The organism is Plantibacter sp. CFBP 8775 (assembly GCF_014839505.1).
Classification (GTDB): Bacteria; Actinomycetota; Actinomycetes; order Actinomycetales; family Microbacteriaceae; genus Plantibacter; species Plantibacter auratus.
Genome location: NZ_JACYNV010000001.1, coordinates 177642 through 203352, shown reverse-complemented (window position 1 = coordinate 203352; position 25711 = coordinate 177642). Strand labels below are relative to the sequence as shown.

Sequence of the window (25711 nt, the reverse complement as noted above, 5' to 3'; positions counted from 1 at the left end):
TCGACGACATGCGGGTGTCGCGAAACGGCGCTCGAGGGCCGCGACGCTTCCACACTCCCCCGATCGCTGTCGGAGATCGCTCCCCTGGCGTCAGCCCACGCTGGTACGGTTGAAGTACACGTTTCGAGCAAGAAGGTTTCACGTGAAACAACCCGAACCAACGCATTCCGCGGCTCCCGAGCGCGACTCCGTTGGTAGCGCCTTCGACGCGTCCACGCCGTTGGCTCGCGAGCTCCATCATCTGACTGAGAGGCGTAAAGCCTTGGCTCACGCAACCTTGCCGACGCCCGACCACACTCGGGTCTTCACGGTCTCCAACCAGAAGGGTGGAGTCGGCAAGACGACGACCACCGTCAACATCGGCGCCGCCCTCGCCCGTTCGGGTGCACGTGTCCTCGTGATCGATCTGGATCCCCAGGGGAACGCGTCCACCGCACTCGGCGTCGAGCATCACTCGGATGTCCCGAGTGTCTACGACGTCCTGATCGACGACTTCCCCCTAGCCGATGTCGTCCAGCAGAGCCCCGAGTTCCCCACGCTCTTCTGCGCTCCCTCGACGATCCATCTCGCCGGCGCGGAGATCGAACTCGTGTCACAGGTCGCGCGTGAGCACCGTCTCCGCACGGCCCTCGAACAGTTCATCCAGGACGCCGAAGAGCCGTTCCACTATGTCTTGATCGATTGCCCGCCGTCCCTCGGACTCCTGACGATCAATGCCTTCGTCGCGGCCAAGGAAGTCCTCATCCCCATCCAGTGCGAGTACTACGCGCTCGAGGGATTGAGTCAGCTCCTCAGTAGCATCCAGCTGATCCAGCGGCACCTGAACCCAGGGCTCGCCGTCAGCACCATCCTCCTGACGATGTACGACGGGCGCACCAACCTCGCGCAGCAGGTGGCTCAGGACGTCCGAGACCATTTCACCGGGCAGGTCCTCGAGTCGGTCATCCCACGAGCGGTGCGTATCTCTGAAGCCCCCAGCTTCGGGCAGAGCGTCATCAGCTACGACCCCACGTCGCTCGGCGCGGTGTCCTATCTCGAAGCAGCGGCGGAGATCGCCAACCGATGGGCCGCAGGCTCCTCCGATACACCCGATACGAACCACCCTGAGGGAGTCAGTCACTGATGGCAACGAAACGAACTGGACTCGGTCGCGGGATCGGTGCACTCATTCCGACGACGAGTTCAGACTCGCAGGCGAACCGTCCCGTCGACGTCTTCTTCCCCGACAACCAGGGCACTGCCCGCAAGGCAGCGAAGGACGCGGCTACCGCCGCTGCGGACGCCGCCGCAGCAGAGGCGGCGGCAGCTGACGCCCCCACTGCACCGGACGCCGCTGCTACCACGGCAGATGGGCCGCAGCTCGTGGCCGTCCCCGGTGCCCGGTTGGCGTACCTCTCCCCCGAACTGATCGTGCCGAACGCCAACCAGCCGCGCACGGTCTTCGATGAGGACCACCTCGCCGAACTCGTCACGAGCATCCGTGAGGTCGGCGTACTGCAGCCGATCGTGGTCCGGCCGATCCCTGGCGACGACGAGCGATACGAACTCATCATGGGTGAGCGGCGTCTTCGCGCTTCGAAGGAGGTGGGTCTCGACCGCATCCCCGCGATCATCAAGGACACCGCCGACGAGGACATGCTGCGCGATGCGCTGCTCGAGAACCTGCACCGATCCGAGCTGAATCCGCTCGAGGAGGCTTCTGCATACCAGCAGCTCCTGGCCGACTTCGGAATCACCCAGGACGAGCTTGCCAACCGCATCGGTCGTTCCCGCCCCCAGATCAGCAACACCATCCGCCTGCTCAAGCTGCCGGCGGCCGTGCAGCAGCGCGTCGCTGCCGGTGTGCTGAGCGCCGGACATGCCCGCGCCATCCTGTCGCTGACCGATCCTGAGGCACAGCAGCGCTTGGCCGACAAGATCGTGAACGAAGACTTGTCGGTGCGTGCCGCGGAAGCTGCGGCGGCTCAGGGCGTTCAGGCGAAGAAGCCGCGTCCGATCGCCGGATCGCGACGCGGGCAACTCGACGAAATCGCAGACCGCCTCGGCGACCGTCTGAACACCCGCGTGAAGGTGACGCTCGGCGCGAAGAAGGGACAGATGGTCGTGGAGTTCGCGACCATCGCCGACCTCAACCGAATCCTGAGCGAGCTTGGCGAGTCGGGATTCGGTCAGTCCTCCTGACGCTGTTTCACGTGAAACATGGGCCAGTCGGCCGCGGGGTACCGTATGCCCTTCGACAAGCTCAGGGACCAAGGCGGCGGAATCCGTGGATTGGCGGACGGCCGCCCCATCTCGGTTACTGAGCCTGTCGAAGTGCCGCGCGCGTGCTCTGTGATTGATAAAACCTGATCAGAGCGATAATTCGGGATGTTTCACGTGAAACACCCCGACAACGAAGAACCGCCCGACTCGGATGAGTCGGGCGGTTCCGTGATTTAGAAAAACCTGATCAGGCGAGGAAAGCTGCAAGATCCTTCTCGAGTGCTGCCTTCGGCTTGGCACCGATGACGGTCTGCACGACCTCGCCGCCCTTGAAGACCTTCATCGCGGGGATGGAGGTGATCTGGTACTTCATGGCCAGGTTCGGGTTCTCGTCGACGTTCAGCTTGAGAACGGTGATCTTGTCGCTGTTCTCGGAACCGATCGTGTCGAGGATCGGGCCGACCGCGCGACACGGACCGCACCAGGCGGCCCAGAAGTCGACGAGGACGGGCTTGTCGCTGTTGATGACCAGTTCGTCGAACGTGGCCTCGGTGACTGCATCTGACATGAGTGTTCTCCTTCGTGGTGGCCAGGCCGACAGCCTGGCCGTCGATCAAACGGTGGTGGTGAGCACTGGGTCGGCCGGCTGCGGACGACCGGCCGTCTGTGCTTCGCCGATGGCCGACGCTTCCCCAGCAGCCTGCTCGAGGTCTGCGAGGTAGTGCTCCGCGTCGAGGGCGGCGATGGTGCCGCTGCCGGCCGCGGTGATGGCCTGTCGGTACGTGGGGTCGATGACGTCGCCCGCGGCGAAGACGCCGGGGAGGTTGGTCTTCGACGAGCGGCCCTTGACGGCGATCGTGCCCTCGGGGGCGAGCTCCAGCTGGCCGTGGATGAGGTGCGTGCGCGGGTCGTTGCCGATCGCGATGAACAGGCCACCGAGCGGCAGATGGGTCTCCGTGCCGTCGGTGGTCGAGCGCAGCGTCACGCCGTCGACCGCGTCGGCACCGGTGATGCCGGCGACTTCGCTGTTCCAGATGAACTCGATCTTCTCGTTCGCGAACGCACGGTCCTGCATGATCTTCGACGCCCGCAGGGTGTCCTTGCGGTGGATGACGTACACCTTCGACGCGAACCGTGTGAGGAAGGTGGCCTCCTCCATGGCGCTGTCGCCGCCGCCGATGACCGCGATCGTCTTCTCCTTGAAGAAGAAGCCGTCGCAGGTGGCGCACCAGGACACACCGTGGCCGGAGAGCCGCTCTTCGTCTTGCAGACCGAGCTTGCGGTAGGCGGAGCCGGTGGCGAAGATCACGGTGTGGGCCTCGTGCACCTGTCCGTTGCCGAGGGTGACCGTCTTGACGTCGCCGTCGAGCTTGAGCTCGGTGACGTCGTCGTAGAGGACCTCCGTGCCGAACCGCTCGGCCTGCTCCTGGAGCTTCATCATGAGCTCGGGGCCCTGGATGCCCTCGGGGAAGCCGGGGAAGTTCTCGATCTCGGTGGTGTTCATGAGCTCGCCGCCGGCCTCGACCGATGACGCGACGAGCAGCGGCTGCAGCGAGGCGCGGGCAGCGTAGATCGCCGCCGTGTAGCCGGCGGGTCCTGATCCGATGATGATGACCTGACGCACGATGCTCCTCAGTGGTTCGTGGGCTCCCGGACCAGGTGGGTTCCGGGGTTCCGAGTGGTGTAACACATCCTAACCGGCCGCTATTCCGCTCCCCCCGGGGCCTCGGGCAGCTCTCAGCCGGTGTGCGTGAGGTGGTGTCGACGCGTGGGTGTCAGCGCCCGAACCGGGCGAGGACGGGCGCCAAGGCCGCCTTGAGCTCCGGCGTGCGCAGGAGGGCGAGCACCGCGAGGTACACGGCGGCCATCGCCGCCCCGACGACGGCCATGGTGACGATGGCGCCGGGGATCGTGGCGGTCGGGAACCCCTCCTCGCTGACACCGCCGAGCAGCAGCAGCACGACGACTCCGACCACAGCCGCAGGCACGGCGGCGGCGATGAACCGGACCAGGCTCAGGACGATACGTCGGCCGTCGAGACCCCCCAGCCGGCGCCGGAGCAGCAGTGCGGCGACCACGGTCTGTGCGATGCACGCGATCGTGATGGCGAGCGCGACGCCGGCACCCACCAGATGCGGTGGGAGGACCAGGAGCACGATCAGCGCCAGGAGGACGAACAGGAGGGTCTGGAACAGGGTGAAGAAGAAGGGCGTCTTCGTGTCTCCGAGGGCGTAGAAGGCGCGCTGGAGGACGAAGAGGATGCAGAAGGGCACGAGTCCGATCACGAACGCGATGATGATGCCGCCCATCGCCTGCGCCTGTTCGAACGTCTCGGCGAAGACACTGCCGAACGGCACGGCGACCACCATGATGACGGCCGCGGCGAGCACGATGAGCACGCTCGCGACGCGGACGGCCCCGGAGATGTCGGCCTGCAGCCGCTGGATGTCCCGTCCGCGATCGCGTGTGCCTTGCGCGTGCTCGCTCATCCGGGTGAAATAGGCCGTCGCGATCGAGACGGTGATGATCGAGTGCGGGAGCATGAAGATCAGCCAGGCGTAGTTGAGGATCGCGACCGAGGGTCCCTGCTTGCTCACGGAAGCGACGATCTGGGTCTCGACGATCCCCGCACCGGTCGTCAGGAGCAGCATGCCGAAGGTCCAGCTGGCGATCCGCCCAGTGGCGCGGAGGCCGACGCCTCGCCACTGGAAGTCCGGTCGGAAACGCAGTCCGGCTCGACGCCAGAACAGCATGAGGAAGGCGGCCTGGACGACGACGCCGAGGGTGGCGGAGCCTGCGAGGAGCACCGTTCGACCGTCGGTCCACTCGCTGACCGCGAGGTCGCCGCGGCCGTACAGCGTGATGAAGGCGATCAGCCCGGCGATCGCGATGACGTTGTTGAGCACCGGTGCCCAGGTGAACGGCCCGAACATCTTGCGTGCGTTCAGGACCTCGCCGAGGACGGTGTAGAGCGCGTAGAACAGGATCTGCGGGAGACACCAGTAGGCGAACGCCGTCGCGAGCGCGAATTGATCAGGAGACAGCGTCGCGGCGACGATGAACACGAACACGGGTGCGAGCAGGGTGATGAGCGCGGTGGCCCCGCCGATGAAGACGAGGGTGATGGTGACGAGCTTGTTGATGTAGGCGTTGCCACCGTCGGCATGGATCCCCGCACGGACGATCTGCGGCACGAGCACGGCGCTGAGCACGCCGCCGCCGATGATGACGTAGATCGTGTTCGGGAGCTGGTTGGCGATCGCGAAGGTGTCGCCGATGACCAGGACGCCGATGGCCTGAGCCACGAGTACCGCTTTGACGAAGCCGAGCAGTCGGGAGACGAGCGTTCCCGAGGCGAGGAGCGCGCTCGCCCTGCCGATGCCGTCAGCCATTCGTCTCCTGTCGTCCGGGTGACGACTCTACCGGGGGCTCACCGCCGGGGGGCTGACCGCTGTCCGGAGCATCTGCGGAGGCGGCGGAGGCGGCACCCGGGCCGCGTCGCTTGGCTCGTCGACTGAGGACCATGCGGACCACACCGCTGACGAACAGCAGGGCGACGAGCAGGGCGAGGACGACGGCACCGATGCCCTCCCAGTCGGCGCGGACGTTCACGCCCACGAAGGACTGTTCACCGATCGCCTGCCCGCTGGTGCTGAAGAGTTGCAGACGGAGGGTGACGTCGCCGTTGCCGATCTGCGACTGCACGGGGACGAGCACGGTGGCGCGCGAGTCCGCGGCGATCTCCTGCGTCACGGAACCGGAGATGCTCAGTCGACCGTTGCTCGGCGAGGCCTCCATGACCACGGTGACGGGATAGGGCAGGTCGTTGCGCACGGCGAACGGCAGGGACACCTCGCCGCCGACCATGTTGATGCGACTGCTGTCGGTGACGCGCACCGACGCGAGGACCGTGTCCGTCCGTTCCTGCTGTGCGGTGACCGCCGATCCCCAGCCGCCCTCCGCACGCAGCCAGCCGGCCGCGAGGGTGGAGAGCAGGGTGGCGCGCTCCCGTCCGGTCAGCAGCTCGGGTTCGTCGAGCACCGAGGAGAAGGCGGTGACGTCCTGTTCCTCGTCGAGGAGGACCTGCACGTCGGACACGCGTTCACTGTCGGGTGCCATCGCCCCGAGCGTCGCCGCGGCCGGAGGCTCGGCGAGCGTCGCCGCCAGGGAGGTCTGCGTCGTGGCCGGCAGGGAGCGGAGCGCGTTCACGGTGTCGGCGAGGGCGGGCAGGGTCGCGTCCACTCCCCGAGGCAGCACGGCGACGACCGTTCCGCCGGCCGAACCCTCCGTGCCGATGGCGGCCGCCCGCGCGTTCACGTCGGCGATGGCGCTCTCGAACGCGGCGTCCGTCGTGGCCGCGGCGGCCTCGTCCAGTGACTCGGCAAGGCCGTGGTCGGCCAGCAGCGTCTGTGTCGTGCCGACCGTCGCCGAGGCGCGCACGGACTGTCCGGTGTCGGTCGTGTTCGCGGAGTCGAGCATCGTGACCGTTCCGCCCGATGCGGCGAAGACGGCGAGATCCGCATCGGTCACCGCGCCTCCCGCCCACACGATGCTGGGGAGCGAGTAACTCCACCTGAGGAGCTCGTCCATCGTCGGAACGGTCGGCACCGCCTGGCCGGGCGTCTCGGAGGGGCTCGGTGTGGGTGTCGGCTCGTCCGACGGAGTGACTGCCGCCGACGGGTCGGACGCCGTGGCCGGCGAGGACCCCGCCTGCGGCGTCGGCTGGACGTCGTCGGGCCCGATGGTCGGCGACCCGGTCGGGGTGGGCGTCTCGGTCGGCTGCACGACGGGGAAGTCGGCGACGTTCAGGGCGAAGGAGAACGAACTCGGGGTCAGCAGTCGGTCGAGGCCGGCTTCGGCCTGTACAGCGGGTTCGGCGTCGCCGTACTGGAGCGCGAACGTCTCGTTCGGTGCGGCCTCGAGGCGGGCGAGCCAGGCGACAGCGCTCTCCGGTGCGCGCGTGCCGAGCGCGCGGACGGACGCGATGATGCGTGGGTCGATCCCGAGCGCGATCTGCTCGCCGAAGAGTGCGTCGAGCTGCGTCGTGAGCGCACCGTCGTCGGCCGTGAGCTCGGCGAGTTCGTCCGCATCGAGGAGTCCGCCGTAGCTGAGGGGCACGGTGAGCGGGGCCACGAGCGCGACGGTGGCTGACGTGGGTTGTCCTTGCGCCCGCCAGACCAGCGCCGTCCGACCTCCGGCTGCCGTGTCGCCCGCGACGTAGCCGGCTGAGACGCCGTAGGAGCCCCACGCGTCGGCGTCGTCGAAGCCCAGCGCCGGAGGCGTGAAGTCGAGCCCACTGACGACGTACTGCTGTCCGGCGATGAGCTCGGGGATGTCGATCGTCCGTACCACGGTGGTGCCGGCGGGCGTCGCAGCGGCGTCCGCCCCGGTCGTGTCGAGCCAGGCGTCGAGCGCCGCGGTGCCCGTGATCCGCGCCGTGGTGACCGCCACGGACACGGAGCCGGCGGGGAGGTCGGCGTCGGTGCCGTTCGTGAGCGTGATGCCGAACGAGGTGAGGGACGAGGGTTCGACCGCTCCTCCGTCGCTCGGGCTCACCTCGACGGACACGAGGCCGTCGGGAGTCGATGCCGTGTTCGCGCTCAGCTCGGGCGAGGCGACTGCGCCGGAACCCGTGGACCATGCGCCGGCGGACACCACGGCGAACGACAGCGCGGCTGCGGCGAGGGCGCTGAGGAGGCGTGGGCGGTGGCGGTGGCGTGTCATGGGCGGTGGGGACGGTCCGCTCGGGCGGAGCCGTCCGGTGACGATTGTACGGGGGCCTCCCAGTCGAACCTGGGTGCTTGTGTCCTGGGAGACGCCGATGCGGAGGTCGCCGGGGTGTGAGGCGGCCTCGAGCCCTACGTCCGCGAGGTCGGGTCGGACGTCTCGGAGGAGTCCGTCCCGCCTGCTCGTGCTCCGGCGTCGCCCGGTCGGTCCTCTCGGCGCCCGGCGCCGAGCGACAGGGTGGCGAGGAAGCCGACCGCGAGGAATCCTGCGGCGGCGAACGCCGCGGAGCGGGTGCCGTCCGACAGGGCGATCCTGGCGTCCTCGGCCACCGTCGCGGTCGCCGGGTTCGCGTCGAGACCGGCGATGGCGGCGCCCGAGCTGTCGACGACGCTCGTCACGAGAGCGTCGCGCTGGGCGGTCGGCACACCGGCGTCCTCGAGTCGTTCGTCGAGGACCGACGCCGTGCTCACGAAGAGGATGGTCCCGAGGACGGCGATACCGAGCGCCGAGCCGATCTGCCTCGCCGTGCTCTGTGTTCCGGAGCCCTGGCCGCTCTGCTCGACGGGCACGTCCTTCAGAACGACGCCCGTCAGCTGTGCGGTGGCGAGACCGACGCCGAAGCCGTAGACGAACAGGAACGGCACGATCGCGAACCATTCGGTCGCCGGCCCGACGACCAGCCCGATGCCCGCGACACCGATGATCTCCGCGACGATGCCGACGCGGACGATCAGGACGGGCGCGACCCGGTTGCCGAACGCGCCGGCGAACCCGCTCGCGACGAAGGAACCGATCGCGAGGGCCAGGAGGATCAGACCGGTCTGCAGCGCGCTGTAGCCGAGGACGAACTGGAGCCAGATCGGCAGCGAGAGGATGATGCCGAACTCCCCCAGCGAGACGATGAGGGCGGCGATGTTGCCGTTCCGGAACGACGGCAGCGAGAACAGGGAGAACGCGATGATCGTGCTGCGCCCCTGGCGCATCCGGTGGCGTCCCCAGAGGACGAACGCGACACCTGCGACGACCGTGACCATGAGGGCCACAGGTACCGGTGAGAGGCTGAACGGCCAGGTCCAGTCCCCGATGACGAGCGGGTTGTCCGTGAGCCACCACCCGAGACTCCGGCCCTCGATGAGTCCGTAGACGAGGGACGCGCTCGTCAGGATCGACAGGACGGCTCCGACGGCGTCGATGCGGTCGGTCGCGGGTTCTCGGGACTCCCCCACGAACAGGAGGAGTCCGACGATGATGAGGACACCGAGCGGCACGTTGATCCCGAACGCCCAGCGCCAGGAGAAGTCGGTGGTGAGCCAGCCGCCGAGGAGCGGACCGACCGCCACCATGCCCCCGATCGTGGAGCCCCACACCGCGAAGGCGATCGCACGGTCGCGGCCTCGGAAGGTCGCGTTGATGATCGAGAGGGTCGTCGGCAGGATCATCGCGCCGCCGACGCCCTGGATGACCCGGGACAGGATCAGGAGGTCGCCCGTCGGCGCGATGGCGGCGAAGACGGAGGCTCCGCCGAAGACCACGACACCGACGAGCAGCATGCGACGACGGCCGAACCGGTCGGCGAGCGTGCCGAACACGATCAGCAGTGCGGCGAAGACGAGCGTGTAGGACTCCTGGACCCACTGCACCTGGGTCGAGGAGATCCCGAGGTCGTCGACGATCGACGGGATCGCCACGTTGACGATCGTCGAGTCGACGATGATGAGGGCGACGGCGATGCTGATGACGACGAGGCCGAACCATTTGCGACGGTCCGACGGCGAGCGCTCAGGCTTCGCGGAAGGCGTGGACTCCGTCATGCGCGGAAACGATCAGCTGGCTGCATATTCTGATTATGCGCCTTCTCGAGGCTGATGTCACACGGACGTCCGGCGGTCAGACGAGGAGCGGCTGCAGCTGACGCGAGCCGTCGATCAGGAGGTCGAGGAGTGCGGCGGGGCGCTCGATCCGCTCACTCGGTGCCGAGAGCGACAGCCCCGCGACGAGACCGCCGCGGTCGTCCCGGATCGGGACCACGAGGCAACCGTGACCGGGCGTGACCTCACCCACTTGCCGTGCGTACCCGAGTCGTTCGACGTCGTGGATCAAGGGCTCGGCGTCCCGGAACGGCCGCTGGACGAGTCCTGACCAGTCGTATCCGCCGTGAGCGAGCTCGTGCAGGAGCAGACGCCCGATCGCGGAGGTGTCGAGACGCCTGACGATCCGCTGCTCGTCACTCAACGGGAAGTCGGGATCCGCATCCGCGATCCTGATCCGATCGCCCTCGTACCGTACGAGGTGGACGCCGCCTCGCACGCTCGACCGCAATCGTCCGATCACCTCGCGCGCAGCGAGCGGGGGTGGTGCTGGAGCGACGAGATGGGCGAGCTCGACGACCTTCCGTCCGAGCGCGAATCCACGGAGATCGGGCATGCGGACGAGGTATTCGTCCTGGACGAGGAGGTTGAGGAGTCGGTACGTGGTCGCCCTCGGCATGTCGAGTCCGGCCGAGACCTCCTGCGCCGTCACACCGGCACCGCATCGCGCGACCTCCTCGAGCACGGTGAGCGCGCTGTGCACGGCCTTCGGTTGTCGGGCGCGGAGCTCGCCCGAGCCGCTCACCGGGGCTCCGCGGACGGTCCGCCGAGCACGTCGGCGCTCACCGTCTCGTCGTAGACCCCCACGGTCGAACTCAGCCACGGTCGGCGTCGATGCCGGATCGCCCAGATCGCGATGCCGAGCGCCATCGTGATGAGGAACACCCAGACGCCGACAGCCCGCTCGCCGGCGCTCTCGACGACCAGATAGACGACGAGCGCGACGGACAGCAGCACCCCGGCCACCACCGCTCGGAGGAGCGGCCAGAGCGTCAGTTCTCCGATCCGCCAGAGGAAGACCGGGGCTGCGATGCAGACGAGGACGTAGGCGGTGATGTACCCGGCCGCGGCCACGACGATGAGGACCTGCATCGCCGCCCAGGCTCCTCCGGTCAGTACGAGCGCGAGCACCGAGACGGGCGTGACGATCGCCAGAGCCGTGATGATCGCCACATGGGGCGTACGGAACCGGCCGTGCGTGGTCCCGAGGCGCGACGGGAGGACCCCTTCTCGACCCATCGAGAACACGACCCGCGAGAACGCCGTGATGGAGGCGATCGCACAGGCGAGGAACGACGCCGCGACGGACAGGTCGAGCAGCAGCCCCATCCATTCGACGCCGAAGGCCAGCGCCAGGTCGTTGATGGGCGTCCGTGTCGCGGTGATGTCCTTCCCCAACGCCGCGAAGCCCGCCAGCTGACTGTACGAGGTGACGAGGAAGAGGAGACCCGCGCCGACGACGGTCCAGACCAGGGACCGGGGGATGCTCGCGAACGGCCGACGGGCTTCGACGCCGAGTGTCGAGGAGCTCTCGAATCCGACGAAGGCGGTCACGGCGAGGACCGATCCGACCGCGAGGTGCTCCGGGGAGGCGTCCAGCCCGAGCACGGCCCAGTCGGGCGTCGGTCCGAGCTGCGAGAGGAGCACGCCCACGAGGATGAGGATGGTCGCGACCGAGGCGCTCTCCACGATCAGGGTCACCCGGGTGGACAGGTGGATCCCGCGGACGAGCACGACGAGGCAGACGACGGCCATGCACACGAGGAGTGCGGAAACGACACCCGTCGAACTCGGCATACCGGGCCAGAACCGGTGCAGCAGGATCGACAGGTAGTACCCGGCACCGGCCAGGGCGAACATGGCGATGAAGCCGTACCCGATGAGCAGCGCGACGCCCGTGACGAAGGCCGCACCTGTTCCGAGCCCCTTCGACACGAAGGTGTACAGCGAGCCGGTTGCGGCGATGCGCTTCGCGAACACGTTCACGGTGGTGGCGACGAGCAATGACAGCAGCATCGCGATGGCGAGCGACCACATGGTCGCCCCGCCCGCGGTCACGGTGACGATCAACGGGATCGTCGTCGCAGCGGCGGACGGCGCCACCGCCGAGACGGACTGGGCGAACACGTCGATGAACCCGACACTGCGCCGCTGGAGGCCGTCGACCGGTGACCGGGACTCGAGACCGCGGACGCTCGGAGGATTGCTGATCGCGCGTTCCAGAGCCGTCACGTCCTTCACCTCCTCCTCGTCGTTCAGGCTAGGCGCGTCCCGTTGCACCGGCGTGGCGGGCGTGTTTCGGCTTCATGACCGTCAAATGAGACAGCGGTGTCGACCGGTCTCATTCGGTGCCGAGCAGGTGTTACGGCGACGAGACGAGGCGGCAACAGGAGACCGGGATGCTGGCCTCGTCCCGATACCGCCGCATTGCTCGAGGAGTGTCCATGACCGTCACGAAAGGTCCGGCCACCGATGCCGGACAGCCCACCCGGTCCCTGAAGGGATCGCTCGGCGTCACCGCCATCGTCTTCATGGTCGTCGCCGCGGCGTCGCCGTTGACGGTCGTCGGTGGAGCCGCACCGCTCGGCATCCTGCTCGGCAACGGGGTCGGGTTCCCGAGCATGTACGTCGTGTCCGCGGTGATCCTCCTGCTGTTCGCCGTCGGACTCTCGGCCATGACCCGGCATGTGCCCAAGCCGGGTGCCTTCTTCACCTTCGTCGGATACGGACTCGGCAAACCGGCCGGTCTCGCGTCGGCGTTCCTCGCCCTCCTGACCTACACGACCATACAGGTGTCGGTGTACGGCTACATCGGCTACCTGTTGAGCGTGACCTTCGCCGGTCTCGGCGCTCCGGAGATCCCCTGGTACCTCTACTCGCTCGCGTCGATCGCCGTCGTCGGTCTGCTCGGCTACCGCCACATCGACCTCAGCTCGAAGGTCCTCGGCGTCCTGCTTGTGGCGGAGGTCGGGATCGTCCTCGTCCTCGCCGGGGCGGTCATCGTGACCGGCGGTGCCGACGGGCTGTCGGCCGAGCCGTTCGTGCCCGAGCAGGTGTTCTCCGGGTCGCCCGGTGTCGGACTGATGTTCGCGATCGCGGCGTTCATCGGGTTCGAGGCGACCGCGATCTTCCGCGACGAGGCGAAGGACCCGTCCCGCACGATCCCACGGGCGACCTACATCGCGGTGATCGGGATCGGCCTGTTCTACACCCTCGCCTCCTGGGCGCTCGTCATGGCCTGGGGCCCGGACGACGTCCTCGCCGTGGCCGGTGAGGATCCCGGCGCGATGATCCTCCGCACCACCCTGCTCTACCTCGGCCCGGTCGGAGAGCTCGTCATCAACGTCCTCCTCATCACGAGCATGTTCGCCTGCGTCCTGTCCTTCCACAACGTCATCACCCGGTACCAGCACACGATGTCGAACGCCGGCGTCCTGCCGGGCCGGCTCGGCGGCGTCCACCCCAAGCACCTCTCGCCGCACACCTCGTCGCTCGTCCAGAGCGCCACCGCGGCGATCCTGATCGTCGTCTTCGCCGTGCTCGGTCTCGACCCCGTCCTGCAGGTGTTCACGTGGTTCGCCGGCGTCGCTACCCTCGCGATCGCGATCCTCATGGCGGTCACGAGCCTCGCGGTGATCGTGTACTTCGCTCGCACGAAGCAGGATCGGCGGGTGTGGAACACGGTCGTCGCACCCGGCCTCGGGTTCATCGGACTCGTCGGTTCGGCCGTCGTGATCGTCGTCTACTTCCCGATGCTGGTGGGAGACGTGGATGCGGGCGGCAACCCCGTGTTCGGAACCGTGAGCGCCGTCCTCCTCGCCCTCATCGCGGTCTGCCCCGTCGTCGGCCTCGTGCAGGCCGCGTACCTGCGTCGTCGTCGCCCGGCCGCCTACGCCGACGTCATGGACGCCATCGGCGGTTGACCATCCGACCCTTCCCCTCACCTTCCGAGACCAGCCGCATCACCGAACCAGGAGCCTCACGATGACCATCACCGACCCCACAAACCTGCGCAGCGCCGACGACGACGCCCCCGTCCAGCACCCGCTCGCCAGCCTGTCCGCACCCGAGTTCGACCGCATCCGCGACATCGTCACCGGCTTCGACGACTTCACCGAGACGACCCGGTTCGCCTACGTCGGCCTCGAGGAGCCCCACAAGCGGGCGGTGCTCGCCTGGCAGGCCGGCGACGGTCCACTGCCGGAACGCCTCGCCCGCGTGATGTTGCTCGACATGGCCACGGGTCGATCGACGGACAACGTGGTGTCCATCGACAGCGGGTCCCTGCTCAGCACGGTCGTGCTGGACGGCTCCCGCGGCCAACTGCCGATCCTCATCGAGGAGTTCGACGCCATCGCGGAGATCGTGGCGGAGGACGAGGGGTGGGTCGCCGCCCTCGCCGCCCGTGGCTGCACGGTCGACGAGGTGAAGGTCGTCCCGCTGTCGGCCGGCTTCTACGACTATCCCGAGGAGGTCGGGCGCCGGATCGTCCGGGTCCTCGCCTTCCGTCAGGACTACCCGGCCGACCACCCGTGGGCCCACCCCGTCGACGGACTGAGCGCCTATGTCGACACCGCGGCGCGGCGGATCACCCGGCTGATCGACGCGACTGCGCTGGCCATTCCGGCGGAGCCGGGGAACTTCGACGACCCGGCGGTCCAGGGTGCTCCGCTCTCCTCGCTCAAGCCGATCGTCATCACCCAGCCGGAGGGTCCGAGCTTCCAGGTCGACGGCGAGTTCGTCGAGTGGGGCAATTGGCGGTTCCAGGTCGGGTTCGACGTCCGCGAGGGCCTCGTCCTCCGTCAGCTGTCGTTCGACGACGCCGGCGAGGAACGACCGATCATCTACCGGGCGTCGATCAACGAGATGCTGGTCCCCTACGGCGACCCCTCCCCCGTGCGCTTCTGGCAGAACTACTTCGACACCGGCGAGTACCTGTTCGGCCGGTTCACGAACTCCTTGGCGCTCGGGTGCGACTGCGTGGGCGAGATCAAGTACTTCGACGCGGTCCTCGCCGATGAGCTCGGCAACCCGTTCACGATCGAGAACGGGATCTGCATGCACGAGGAGGACTTCGGCACCCTCTGGAAGCACTCCGACCTGTACACCGGCTCGAACGAGGTCCGGCGGTCGCGTCGGCTGGTCCTCTCCTTCTTCACGACCGTCGGCAACTACGACTACGGGTTCTACTGGTACCTGTACCTCGACGGCACCATCGAGTGCGAGTCGAAGCTGACGGGCATCCTCTTCACCTCCGCGTACCCCGGGCTCGACGCGGAGGGCGCCGACTACCCGTACGCCTCGGAGGTCGCGCCCGGGCTCGGTGGGCCCTACCACCAGCACCTCTTCTCGGCCCGTCTGGACATGATGGTCGACGGTCTGTCGAACGCGGTCGAGGAGGTGGACGCGGTCCGGGTGCCGATCGGGCCGGGGAACGAGCACGGCAACGGCTTCACGAAGCGGGTCACGCGGCTCAGCACGGAAGCGGGATCCGGACGCGTGGCGGACGGCTCGGCCGCTCGAGCCTGGCACATCGTCAACACGGAGAAGACGAACCGGATGGGACGCCCGACGGGGTACGTGCTGTACCCGCAGGAGTCGCCGACGCTCATGGCCGACGCGTCGTCGTCGATCGCCAAGCGGGCGGAGTTCGCGACGAAGCACCTCTTCGTCACGAAGTACGACCCGGCTGAACGATACGCGGCGGGCGACTTCGTCCACCAGAACCCGGGTGGCGACGGCATCACGCGGTTCATCGAGGGCGACGAGTCGATCGACGGCGAGGACATCGTGCTCTGGCACACCTTCGGACCGACGCACTTCCCCCGTCCAGAGGACTGGCCGGTGATGCCGGTGGACTACGCCCGGTTCACGCTCAAGCCCTACGGTTTCTTCGGCAAGAACCCGACCCTGAACGTCCCGCCGAACGAAGCGGTCGGGCACTGTTCGCACGACACCGGCGCCGCGCACGCGGGACAAGGAGGTCACGACCAGGGCGCCGAGGAGCACTGTGGCCACGGGCACTAGGTCGCGGCGATGAGCGAGGTCCTCCACCTCGGGGCGCTCGTCCCGGCCGCCGTCGGCGCCTGTTGCACCGTCGGCGGCCGACGCGGACCCCTCGACCTCGTGGCCGCGATCGTCATGCTCGCGGCGATGCTCGACCTGGCGACCGGTGTCGGGATGCTGCATCCGTTGCTCTGGGCCGTCGTCCTGATCGTCCTCGCCGTCGCCTCGGCGGTCCGGCTGCGGTCCATCGCCGGGCTGCCGTCTCCGGTCGACGACGCTGTGTCGCTCGCCGTCACGCGCCACCGTGCGGCGATGACCGTGCACACCTCAGGCGGTCTCGTCATCATGGCGGCGCTCGTGTGCACCATGGCGGGTCATGCCGCCGGGAGCATATATGCCGGATCGGGTATACATCCGGCAGGCCATCAGTTCGGAACCAGTGCCCTCCCCGCCGTGCTCCTGGCGGGCGGCATGGCGGGGTTCGTCGCCCTGTCCACGCGGCTGGCGGTCGAGACGGCTCGACGGCGTGAGCGGGTCGTGGTCGTCGAGGTGGTGAGCATGACGGTCTCCGTCGTCACCATGGGGCTCGCCGCGGCGCTGTGACCTGGGCGGCGGCGTCGATCTACTCGGCGTCGTCGCCCTCCCACGGCGGCCGGGCTACCTTGCCGGACATCCGCCATACCGCTCGGGTCAACTCGGGGTGCACGCGGGCGATCTCACGGAGTACCTCGTACTCCAAGTGGTCCGCGTTGTCGCGGTGGTCCTGGGCGTCGTCGAGCGACGAGTACCCGGCGAGCCGCGCCATCGCGTGCTGGGCGGCCAGACCCCGGGCGTGCAGCGCGTCGTCCCGGAGGACGGCGACGACGAGCTCGTCGACCGTCGGCATCGAGGGCAGGAAGTCCCAGGGGTCCTCACCGTCGCGGGCGCGGTGCTCGATGATCACCTCGCGCTCGAGCTGTGCGTCGCGGCGCAACCTGGGGAGGTCGACGGCCTGCAGATCCACGTACCCTCCTCGCTCCGGCGCACCCCGCGGCGCGCACTCGGGTATCAAGGGTACGCCCGGTATCGGTGGACCATGCCGTCAAGGCGCAGCACCCTCGCGGCCGAGGCTGGTACCGCAGGACCACCGATGTCGTCCGATCGGCGGATGCCGGGGTCGCATCAGGTCCATCCTCATGCGGATGTGGTCGGTGGCGGCGCTCCATAGCGTGGAGTGGGGCGGATCGCGCCCACTCCGCGACCGAGAGGCCCGTCCTTCCATGTCATTCCTCACGAGGCTCAGCCTCGCCAATCGACTGATCGTCGGCCTCATCACCGCGGCGATCGTGGCCTTCGGACTCTTCGCGGTCGGTTCCTTGAAGCAGGAACTGCTGCCGTCCGTGCAGCAGCCGGGTGCCGTCGTGGCCGCGACCTACCCCGGCGCCTCACCGTCGTCGGTGGAGCGCGAGGTCACGAAGCCCGTCGAGCAGGCGGTGCAGGGGGTCAAGGGCGTCACCGGCGTCACCTCGACGTCGGTCAGCGGTTCCACGTCCGTGCAGGTGAGCTGGGACTTCGGCCAGGACGACGAGAAGATCGTCGGTGACATCCGCAGCGCCCTCGCCGGCTTGAAGAGCACGCTTCCGAACGACACGACCACCGAGGTCTATGCCGGTGGAAGCGAGGACATCCCCGTGCTGCAGCTCGCGGTCGCGTCCGAGGACGAGTCCGGTGAGTTCGCGGGCAAGGTCGAGAGCACGGTGCTCCCCGCGCTCCGTGGGATCGCCGGCGTGCGTCAGGTCGATCTCGCCGGTGAGAACGCCACGCAGCTCGTCATCACGATGCGTCCGGCCGACCTCGCGGCCAAGAAGGTGACCGCGGAGGAGGTCATGGCGGCCGTCCAAGCGAGTGGTGTCATCACGGCTGCCGGGACGAGTGTCGACGCCGGCAAGGAGCTCTCGATCGAGGTCGGCTCGCCCGTCGGCTCGCTGGCCGAGGTGCAGGCCCTGCCAATCCAGCACGAGGACGGGCCCTTCGCGCTCTCCGCCGTCGCGGACGTGGAGCTCGTGCCCGCAGCCGAGACCTCCATCGCCCGGGCGGACGGTCTCCCGTCGCTGTCGCTCACCATCCTCAAGGACCCGTCGGCCAACGCCGTCCAACTCGCCCACACCATCCGTGACGCCCTCCCCGGGCTGGAGCAGGAGCTCGGCTCGGGTGCGGCGTTCACCGTCGTCTTCGACCAGTCGCCGATGGTCGAGCAGTCCATCCACGACCTCTCCGTCGAGGGCGGGCTCGGGCTGTTGTTCGCGATCATCGTGATCCTGGTCTTCCTGCTGTCGATCCGGTCCACGATCATCACGGCCGTGTCGATCCCGCTCTCCCTCCTCATCGCGATGATCGGTCTGTGGATCGGCGACTACTCGCTCAACATCTTCACGCTCGCAGCGCTGACCGTCGCGGTCGGGCGGGTGGTCGACGACTCGATCGTGGTGATCGAGAACATCAAACGTCGGCACACCGGGCGGGCGATGACGACCACGAGTGTCGTCGAGGCGGTCCGCGAGGTCGCCGGGGCCGTGACCGCGTCGACGATCACGACCGTGGCCGTGTTCCTCCCGGTCGCCTTCGTCGGCGGGACGGTCGGCGAGCTGTTCCGACCGTTCGCCGTCACCGTGTCGGTCGCGCTCATCGCGTCGCTCGTGGTGTCGCTCACGATCGTGCCGGTGCTCGCCTACTGGTTCAGGCGAGGCTCCTCCGCCCCGGTTGTGGGCAAGGTCACCGACGAGGCGTCCGTCGTCGAGGACGAGTCCGAGGCGTACTCCAAGCTCCAGCGCGCCTACCTGCCGGTCCTGCGCACCGCCTTGAAGCGTCCGGTCGTGACCCTGCTCGTGGCCGCGGTCGTGTTCGCCGGGACGATCGTCTCGGCCGGGTTCCTGAAGACCGACTACCTCGGCGACATCGGGGGCGAGAACACCGTCACGGTCACGCAGGAGCTCCCCGAGGGGACGAGCCTCGACGTGACCAGCGACGCGGCCGCGGCCGTCGAAGCGGTCCTCGCGAAGACCGCCGGCGTCTCCGGATACCTGACAACCGTCGGTGGGAACGGCTCGAGCAACACGGCACAGATCAGCGTGACCGTCGGTGAGGAGAGCTCACGTGAGGGCGTCGCCGACACCATCCGGGACGCCGTGGCGAAGCTCGACGACGTGGGCGAGGTCACCGTCGGTGACGCCGGAGGCGGCTTCACCGGTGGCGGAGGCGGCATGGAGGTCACACTGCAGGGTGAGGACCCCGCGGCGCTCGCCACAGCGGCGGCAGCGGTACAAGACATGCTCAGCGGTACGGACGGCCTCCGCGATGCGACGAGCGACCTCGCCGACGAGCAGGGTCTGCTCAAGGTGAACGTCGACCGCGCCGCCGCCGCCCGGTACGGCTTCACGCAGGAACAGATCGGCCAGGCCATCGCCAGTGCGCTCCGAGGCACGCCGATGGGTTCGGTCATCCTCGAGGGCTCGTCTCGCGACATCATCGTGCGCTCGCAGCGGGTCGGCACGACACCGGCCGAGATCGCCGCGCTCCCCCTTCCGGTCAGCGCGCTGCAGCAGGCCGCGGCTCAGAAGGCCGCGACCGACGCCCTCACGGCCGAGCAGGACGAGGCCACCCAGCGTGCGAAGGACGAGGCGGCATCCCAGGCCGCGACCCAGCGCTCGGAACTCCAGGAGGCCCGCTCGACCGCGGCGTCGCAGCTCGACGCCCTGCGGGCTCAGCTGAGCGCGTTGCAAGCGGCTCCCGTCGAGGTGCCACCGGTCACGCCCACGACACCGGAGGAGGAGGCGGCACGGCAGGCCTATGAGGCCCGCGCCGCCCAACTCGTCGGGCTGAGCGACGCCATCTCCCAGCTCCAGGGTTCGATCACGACCATCGACGAGCAGCTGACCGCGATGCGGGACGCCGAGAGCGAGGCGGCCGAGCAGCAGGCGGAGGCGGACCGCCTCACCCAGGCGCAGAAGGACCTCGCCAACGTCAGCGCCGTCCCGATCCCGGTCAGCGCCGTCGCGCAGGTGGGCGAGGAACGCGCCGCAGCGGCGATCACGCGCATCGACGGCGTCCGGACCGTGACCGTGTCGGCGACGCCGACGGGTGACGACCTCAGCGCGACGACGCTCGCCGTCCGGGAGGGCCTCGACGGCCTGGACCTGCCGAGCGGGGTCACCGCCTCGGTCGGTGGTGTCGCCCAGGACCAGGAGGAGTCGTTCGCGCAGCTCGGCCTCGCGATGCTCATCGCGATCGTGCTCGTCTTCATCGTCATGGTGGCGACGTTCCGGAGCCTCCTGCAGCCGCTCATCCTGCTGGTCTCCGTGCCCTTCGCGGCGACCGGCGCGATCGCGGCCCTGCTCATCACGGGGACCCCGCTCGGCATCCCGTCGATGATCGGCCTCCTCATGCTCATCGGCATCGTCGTCACGAACGCGATCGTCCTCATCGACCTGGTCAACTCGTACCGGGCTCGGGGCGACGGCATCGACGACGCGGTCCTGCACGGAGCCCGACTCCGTCTGCGGCCGATCATCATGACCGCCTGCGCGACGATCTTCGCGCTCGTGCCGATGTCGCTCGGCCTCACCGGCGGTGGGGTGTTCATCTCGCAGTCGCTCGCGATCGTCGTGATCGGCGGCCTGGTGTCGTCGACGCTCCTGACGCTCATCCTCGTGCCCGTGCTGTACCTGCTGCTGGAGCGCCGGACCGAGCGCCGTCTGGCGAAGCGCGAGCGGAAGCGCACGGCGAAGGCCGCGCAGCGCGAGGTCGAGGAGCACGACGAGCAGACCGATGAGGACCTCGACGCGATCCTCACCACGGATCGCTGACGGCGGCTGCAGGGTGGGCGGCTCGGCCCACCCCGCAGCTGGCACACTGGTGGGCGTGGACCAGCGACTGATCGACCTCCTCCGTTCCGACCTCGATGCGGCCGGGTACACGGTGGAACGGGTGCGTGGTCTCTGGGGTGAGACGGCCGAGGCCGCCCTGCACCGCTCCAACCGGGTCGTGGCGATCCGCTCGCTCGACGAACGCCGCTGGACGGCGGGAGCGGAACCGCTCGCGACACTGGCGACACTCTTCGTGCTCGGTGTCGCCGTGGGGGCCGATGACGCGACGCGTGCTCTGCCGTCGCTCGGTCTCGACGGCGCGGTGGCGCTCGGTCTCGTCGGTTTGAGCGACGACGGATCGGTCGCCCCGGCCATCGACCTGCGTCCGTACGCCTGGGTCGACGCCAACGGGAGCGGTGCCTGGTGGATCGCCTCCGACCTGGGCGAGCTCGCTCTGGGTCATGAGCTCGGCGAGGAGCACGTCCTCGGGGTCGGCGGCGCATCGATGACCCTGAGCGGCATCATCCTCCCCGAGCGGATCGGAACGGCACTGGACCTCGGTACCGGGTGCGGCATCCAGGCGCTCCACCTGTCGCGGATCGCCGATCACGTGGTCGCGACGGACATCTCCGAACGGGCCCTCGAGCTCGCCGCACTCAACGCGCACCTGAACGGCATCGACTCGATCGAATTCCGCCACGGCAGCATGTTCGAACCCGTCGTCGGTGAACGGTTCGACCGCATCGTCTCCAACCCCCCGTTCGTCATCACCCCGCGTGCCGAGGGCGTGCCGAGCTACGAGTACCGCGACGGCGGTCTCGTCGGCGATGCGCTCGTCGAGTCCGTGTTCCTCGAGGCCGCCCGGCACTTGACGCCCGGCGGCGTGGCGCAGTTCCTCGGGAACTGGGAGTACCGCGACGGCGCCGACGGGCTCGAGCGCGTCGCCGAGTGGGTGGATCGCAGTCCGGAACCGGTCGACGCCTGGGTCATCGAGCGCGAGGTGCAGGATCCGGCCGAATACGCGGAGACCTGGATCCGGGACGGTGGCACCCGCCTCGGGACGCCGGAGTTCGAGCGCCTCGCGGGAGCCTGGCTCGACGACTTCGCGGCTCGGGCCGTGACCGGCGTCGGCTTCGGGTATGTCCTGCTCCGTCGATCGGACCCGTCCACTCCGCTGCGCCGTTTCGAGCGGCTGCACGGGCAGGCGGGTTCGAACGCCGCCGGGCTCGGTGCGCACCTCGCCGTGTGTCTCCTCGCACACGACTGGCAGGTCGCGCTCGACGACGAGCAGCTGCTCGGCGAACGCGTCATCCTCGCGGGCGACGTCACCGAGGAGCGCCACTACTGGCCCGGGGACGAGGACCCGACGGCGATGACCCTGCGGCAGGGTGGCGGCTTGGCCCGCTCGGTGGGCATCGACACAGGCCTGGCGGGGCTCGTCGGGGCCTGCGACGGCGAGTTGACCCTGGGAGCCATCATCGACGCGATCGCCCAGCTCGTCGAGGTCGATGCGGCGGAACTCCGCGCCGAACTCCTCCCCCGGGTCCGCGCATTGCTGGACGACGGCATCCTCCTGCCGAGCTCCTGAGGTGTTCCGGCACGCTGGCCCTACTCGTAGTGGAAGCGTGCCTGGGCGATGAGGACGCCGTCGTCCGTGAGGCGGTAGACCAGTCGATGTTCGTCGGTGATCCGTCGTGACCAGAATCCCTGGAAGCCGTGCTTGAGCGCCTCAGGTTTGCCGATGCCCTCGTTGCCGTTCCGGATGATGTCCTTCAGGAGGAGATTGATCCGTTTGACGATGCGCCGATCCTGTTGCTGCCAGTGGCAGTAGTCCTCCCAGGCGGCGTCGGACCAGATGAGCCGCACGCCGACTACTCGACCAGGTCGTGCTCGGTGCCCGCGCCGGCCTCGAGGTCGTCGATGGCCTGGAGGAGCCGACGTGCGTTCGACGGCGTGCGGAGCAGATACGCCGATTCCTTCAAGGACTCGTAGTCGTCGAGCGCGACGATCACGACCGGGTCGCGCCCCGCTCTGGTGATGATCACCTCCTCGCGGTCGTCGAGGACCGAATCGAGGGTGGCCGCGTAGTTCGCGCGGGATTCCGAATAACTGAGGGTACGCATCGACATCCTCCAAGTACAACAAACTGTACGTCGGCTCGCTGGAGTTGTCCACAGCCCCGACAGGGTGCCGGTTCGGGCGGTCTTCCAGGTGATGGCGATAGTCTGCCGTGTCGGACCGACCGACGCCGCCGACGAAAGCGACCACCCTCCATGCCGGAGAGCCCACTCTCAGCCAGCCCGTACGAGGTGCTCGGCGTGAGCACGACGGCGACGCAGGACGAGCTCCGGAGGGCCTACCGACGGCTCATGCGCGAGACCCACCCCGACCTCGGCGGAAGCGCGCGGCAGTTCAACGCCGTCCAGCTCGCCTGGGAGCGCGTCGGAACCGAGCAGGACCGGGCCGCCTACGACCGCGGTCGCAACGTGCCGTCCTCCGACGCGGGCGACGACGACGCTCCGACCTGGTCGGCGTCGACCACTGGTCGGTCGGGTACGCAGCGCGCCGACTCACGACCCCGCGCTCGAGCCTACGGACACCCCGGCGGAGACTCGCGCGAGGCCTACCTCGGGCTCATCCGCGAATGGGTCGGCCGTGGTGTCCCGCTCGACGACCCCTACGACCCGAAGCTCGTGCGCTCGGCTCCGCGCGAGATCCGGCACCAGTTGGCCAACGCGCTCGCCGAGGAGCAGACGGCGCGCACCGTGGCGACGCTCGGCATCGGATACACGGTCTGGCACGACGTCCTGGCGCCGGGCGAGGCGAAGCTCGACCATGTCATCCTCGGCCCGACCGGCCTCTTCGCGGTCAAGTCGGAGGACTGGGGTGGGTCGGTCCGGGTGCACCGTGGAGAGGTCGTCGGGGAGACGCTCGATCCTCGCGAGGAGCCCGTCCGGTCGATCGTGCGCTCGGCGCGGACCGTCGCGAAGGCGGCCCGCGTGAAGTTCACGGCCTCCGTCATCGTCGTGCCGGACGGCGCCACCCCGGAGTCGGTGGAGTTCATCGGTCGCAAGCATCCGGTGACGGTCCTCGTCGAGCGCTCCCGCCTGGCCGACCTCCTCCGCACCGGTCTCCCGGGCCTCGACCGCATGGGCGGCAACCAGCTGTTCGACATCCGCACGCGCCTGCAGCAGACCATCCGCTTCGTCGGCCTCTGACACGCGCCGCGACACGGCACGGGAGGAATCCCCTCCAGCCCCACTCGGGGACCTTGTGTCGTCGTGCTCCAGGCCCCAGCATCAGGGCATGACGTCTCCCGCGGGCTGGTATCCCGATCCCGAGCAGCCCGGCCAGCAACGATGGTGGACCGGAGTCGGCTGGGGTGGGCAACGCGTGCCGACGGCCGTGCCCGCTCCCCCGGCCACCGTCCCTGCTGCAGCTGCAGCTGCCGGGGCCACGCGTACGCGCCGCCTCGGTCCGCTCCACATCGTCCTGCTCAGCCTCGTCGGAGCGCTGTTGCTCGTCAGCGCCGTCGGTGGCGCGTTCTGGGCGATGCTCGCACTCGTCGCCCTGGTGGCCGTGGTGATCGGCGTGGTCGCGCTCGTCCGTGGTCGCGTCTCCTCCCTCGGGATCCGCAACCGCGGGATCGCGGCCGCGGTGATCGGAGCGGCCCTGTGCGTGTTCGTCGTGGGCGGGAGCGCCAATGCGGCCATCCACCCGGTCGGGAGCCGGCCCGCGGCACTGCTGTCGGCTCCGGAGGGGACGTCCGTCGCCAAGCCGAGTGCCACGCCGTCCCCCACCCCGACCGACGTCGTCACCGAGGTGACGGAGGTCGTGGAGATCCCGTTCGCTGCGACCGAGGTCCAAGACCCGAACGTCGACGTCGGCCAAGTCGTCGTGACGACCACGGGCGTCCCCGGACAGCAGACGAACACCTACCGCGTCACCACGCGAGCCGGGGTCGAGATCACTCGAGAGCTCGTCGCGCAGCTCGTGTCGGTCCAACCGGTCGCGCAGGTGACGTCCGTCGGGACGCGGCAACCCGCTCCGCCGCCTCCCGCCCCAGTCGCCGATCCGGCCGGCGGAGGGTGCGACCCGAACTACGAGGGGCAGTGCGTTCCGGTCGCGAGCGACGTCGACTGCGCCGGCGGAAGCGGCAACGGGCCGGCGTACACGCCCGGCCCGGTGTACGTCGTCGGGAGCGACGTCTACGACCTCGATAGGGACGGCGACGGCATCGCCTGCGACACCTGAGCAACCCCGTTCGCGCTCGGCGGAAGCCCGGGTCCGCGAGGTGGAGCCGAGCGTATCGTCGCTGGCGAGGCGCCGGACGGTGCCTCGACGCTGACGGATTGGAGCGACGATGAGCGCAGAACTCAACGGCAAGCAGGTGGCCTTCCTGCTCACGGACGGCTACGAGGACAGTGAACTGACGAGCCCCTGGGAGGCGGTCACCGGAGCCGGAGCGACCGCCCGACTGGTGTCGCCCGCCACCCAGGACGTGACCGGCAAGAACGGACACGTCCAGCCCGTCGACGTCGCGGTCGCCGAGGCGTCCTCCGACGACTACCACGCACTCGTGCTGCCGGGCGGCGTCGTCAACGCGGACGACCTCCGCGTGGACGAGTCCTCGGTCGCCTTCGCGAAGGCGTTCTTCGAGCAGGGCAAGCCGGTCGGGGTGATCTGCCACGGCGCCTGGATCCTCATCGAGGCGGACGTCGTCCGTGGTCGTGAGCTCACGAGCTACCCGAGCCTCAAGACGGACCTGCGGAACGCGGGTGCATCCTGGGTGGACGAGGAGGTCGTCGTCGACCAGGGACTCGTCTCGAGCCGGACGCCCGACGACCTCCCGGCCTTCAACGCGAAGCTCGTCGAGGAGATCGGCGAAGGCGAGCACGAGGGCCAGCACGCCTGACTCCGGTCGCAACGCGACGCACGAACGCCCGGTCCTGGTGGACCGGGCGTTCGTCCGTGCGGGTCAGACCCAGCCGCAGATCGCGCGGAGCAGCTCGAGCAGCTTCCGGTAGAAGTCCATGAGACCCCCTCCTCTCATATCAGATGCTGATA

The 25711-nt window shown here is 69.0% G+C and carries 20 protein-coding genes; 10 read left to right on the top strand and 10 right to left on the bottom strand.

What is annotated here, in order from left to right; all coding sequences use genetic code 11:
* Positions 1-220 precede the first annotated feature (220 nt).
* Both IFR14_RS00950 and IFR14_RS00945 read left to right on the top strand, forming a co-directional pair.
* On the top strand, positions 221-1123 hold the full coding sequence (locus IFR14_RS00950; RefSeq protein WP_274500041.1) for a ParA family protein: 903 nt from the start codon (positions 221-223) through the stop codon (positions 1121-1123).
* Positions 1123-2181 carry a ParB/RepB/Spo0J family partition protein gene (locus IFR14_RS00945; RefSeq protein WP_137242936.1) on the top strand — a complete coding sequence of 353 codons (1059 nt, stop codon included), beginning with the start codon at positions 1123-1125 and terminating at the stop codon, positions 2179-2181. Before IFR14_RS00950 ends, IFR14_RS00945 begins: the two co-directional genes overlap by 1 nt.
* A gap of 268 nt (positions 2182-2449) precedes the next feature.
* Here IFR14_RS00945 and trxA read toward each other — a convergent pair whose 3' ends face one another.
* The 7 genes from trxA to IFR14_RS00910 all read right to left on the bottom strand — a co-directional run bounded on the left by trxA (position 2450) and on the right by IFR14_RS00910 (position 12029).
* Positions 2450-2770, bottom strand: a complete 321-nt coding sequence (trxA, locus tag IFR14_RS00940; RefSeq protein WP_064294045.1) for a thioredoxin — start codon at positions 2768-2770, stop codon at positions 2450-2452.
* 45 nt (positions 2771-2815) lie between these two features.
* The gene (gene trxB / locus IFR14_RS00935) at positions 2816-3826 is read right to left on the bottom strand and encodes a thioredoxin-disulfide reductase (RefSeq protein ID WP_137242937.1); all 1011 of its coding nucleotides are present in this window, start codon (positions 3824-3826) and stop codon (positions 2816-2818) included.
* Positions 3827-3977: 151 nt separating this feature from the next.
* Entirely contained in the window at positions 3978-5594 is a 1617-nt protein-coding gene (murJ, locus tag IFR14_RS00930) for a murein biosynthesis integral membrane protein MurJ (RefSeq protein WP_191939949.1), read from the bottom strand.
* Positions 5587-7926, bottom strand: coding sequence for a DUF6049 family protein (locus IFR14_RS00925; RefSeq protein ID WP_137242939.1), 2340 nt, complete (start codon positions 7924-7926; stop codon positions 5587-5589). Before IFR14_RS00925 ends, murJ begins: the two co-directional genes overlap by 8 nt.
* Before the next feature lie 134 nt (positions 7927-8060).
* The gene (locus IFR14_RS00920; protein WP_191939948.1) at positions 8061-9740 is read right to left on the bottom strand and encodes a DHA2 family efflux MFS transporter permease subunit; all 1680 of its coding nucleotides are present in this window, start codon (positions 9738-9740) and stop codon (positions 8061-8063) included.
* A 76-nt stretch (positions 9741-9816) separates the two neighbouring features.
* Positions 9817-10542: an IclR family transcriptional regulator gene (locus IFR14_RS00915; protein ID WP_137242941.1), complete on the bottom strand. Its 726-nt coding sequence runs from the start codon at positions 10540-10542 to the stop codon at positions 9817-9819.
* Positions 10539-12029, bottom strand: coding sequence for an amino acid permease (locus IFR14_RS00910; RefSeq protein ID WP_191939947.1), 1491 nt, complete (start codon positions 12027-12029; stop codon positions 10539-10541). The genes IFR14_RS00915 and IFR14_RS00910 overlap by 4 nt, the downstream gene beginning before the upstream one ends.
* Positions 12030-12241: 212 nt before the next feature.
* Here IFR14_RS00910 and IFR14_RS00905 point away from each other — a divergent pair, with 212 nt between their 5' ends.
* From IFR14_RS00905 to IFR14_RS00895, 3 genes are all read left to right on the top strand, one after another.
* Positions 12242-13720 (top strand): APC family permease, encoded by a 1479-nt coding sequence (locus IFR14_RS00905; protein ID WP_086472465.1) that lies wholly within the window; start codon positions 12242-12244, stop codon positions 13718-13720.
* A gap of 61 nt (positions 13721-13781) precedes the next feature.
* Positions 13782-15824: a primary-amine oxidase gene (locus IFR14_RS00900; RefSeq protein ID WP_191939946.1), complete on the top strand. Its 2043-nt coding sequence runs from the start codon at positions 13782-13784 to the stop codon at positions 15822-15824.
* A gap of 9 nt (positions 15825-15833) precedes the next feature.
* Positions 15834-16406, top strand: a complete 573-nt coding sequence (locus tag IFR14_RS00895) for a hypothetical protein (protein ID WP_191939945.1) — start codon at positions 15834-15836, stop codon at positions 16404-16406.
* Between the two features lie 19 nt (positions 16407-16425).
* Here IFR14_RS00895 and IFR14_RS00890 read toward each other — a convergent pair whose 3' ends face one another.
* Complete coding sequence (locus IFR14_RS00890) at positions 16426-16806, bottom strand: hypothetical protein (protein WP_064294055.1); 381 nt, start codon at positions 16804-16806, stop codon at positions 16426-16428.
* A gap of 256 nt (positions 16807-17062) precedes the next feature.
* On the opposite strand from IFR14_RS00890, the gene IFR14_RS20675 reads away from it, so the two are divergent.
* Both IFR14_RS20675 and IFR14_RS00880 read left to right on the top strand, forming a co-directional pair.
* On the top strand, positions 17063-20644 hold the full coding sequence (locus IFR14_RS20675) for an efflux RND transporter permease subunit (RefSeq protein ID WP_249406881.1): 3582 nt from the start codon (positions 17063-17065) through the stop codon (positions 20642-20644).
* Entirely contained in the window at positions 20607-22232 is a 1626-nt protein-coding gene (locus IFR14_RS00880) for a DUF7059 domain-containing protein (RefSeq protein ID WP_191939944.1), read from the top strand. The genes IFR14_RS20675 and IFR14_RS00880 overlap by 38 nt, the downstream gene beginning before the upstream one ends.
* A gap of 20 nt (positions 22233-22252) precedes the next feature.
* Here IFR14_RS00880 and IFR14_RS00875 read toward each other — a convergent pair whose 3' ends face one another.
* Positions 22253-22510: a Txe/YoeB family addiction module toxin gene (locus IFR14_RS00875; protein ID WP_064294057.1), complete on the bottom strand. Its 258-nt coding sequence runs from the start codon at positions 22508-22510 to the stop codon at positions 22253-22255.
* Between the two features lie 5 nt (positions 22511-22515).
* Positions 22516-22767 carry a type II toxin-antitoxin system Phd/YefM family antitoxin gene (locus IFR14_RS00870; RefSeq protein WP_064294058.1) on the bottom strand — a complete coding sequence of 84 codons (252 nt, stop codon included), beginning with the start codon at positions 22765-22767 and terminating at the stop codon, positions 22516-22518.
* A gap of 150 nt (positions 22768-22917) precedes the next feature.
* Between IFR14_RS00870 and IFR14_RS00865 the strand changes: the two genes are divergently transcribed.
* From IFR14_RS00865 to IFR14_RS00855, 3 genes are all read left to right on the top strand, one after another.
* Positions 22918-23862 (top strand): J domain-containing protein, encoded by a 945-nt coding sequence (locus tag IFR14_RS00865; protein WP_191939943.1) that lies wholly within the window; start codon positions 22918-22920, stop codon positions 23860-23862.
* Positions 23863-23950: 88 nt separating this feature from the next.
* Positions 23951-24898: a G5 domain-containing protein gene (locus IFR14_RS00860; protein ID WP_191939942.1), complete on the top strand. Its 948-nt coding sequence runs from the start codon at positions 23951-23953 to the stop codon at positions 24896-24898.
* Between the two features lie 109 nt (positions 24899-25007).
* Entirely contained in the window at positions 25008-25559 is a 552-nt protein-coding gene (locus IFR14_RS00855; RefSeq protein ID WP_079003748.1) for a type 1 glutamine amidotransferase domain-containing protein, read from the top strand.
* Positions 25560-25711 lie beyond the last annotated feature (152 nt).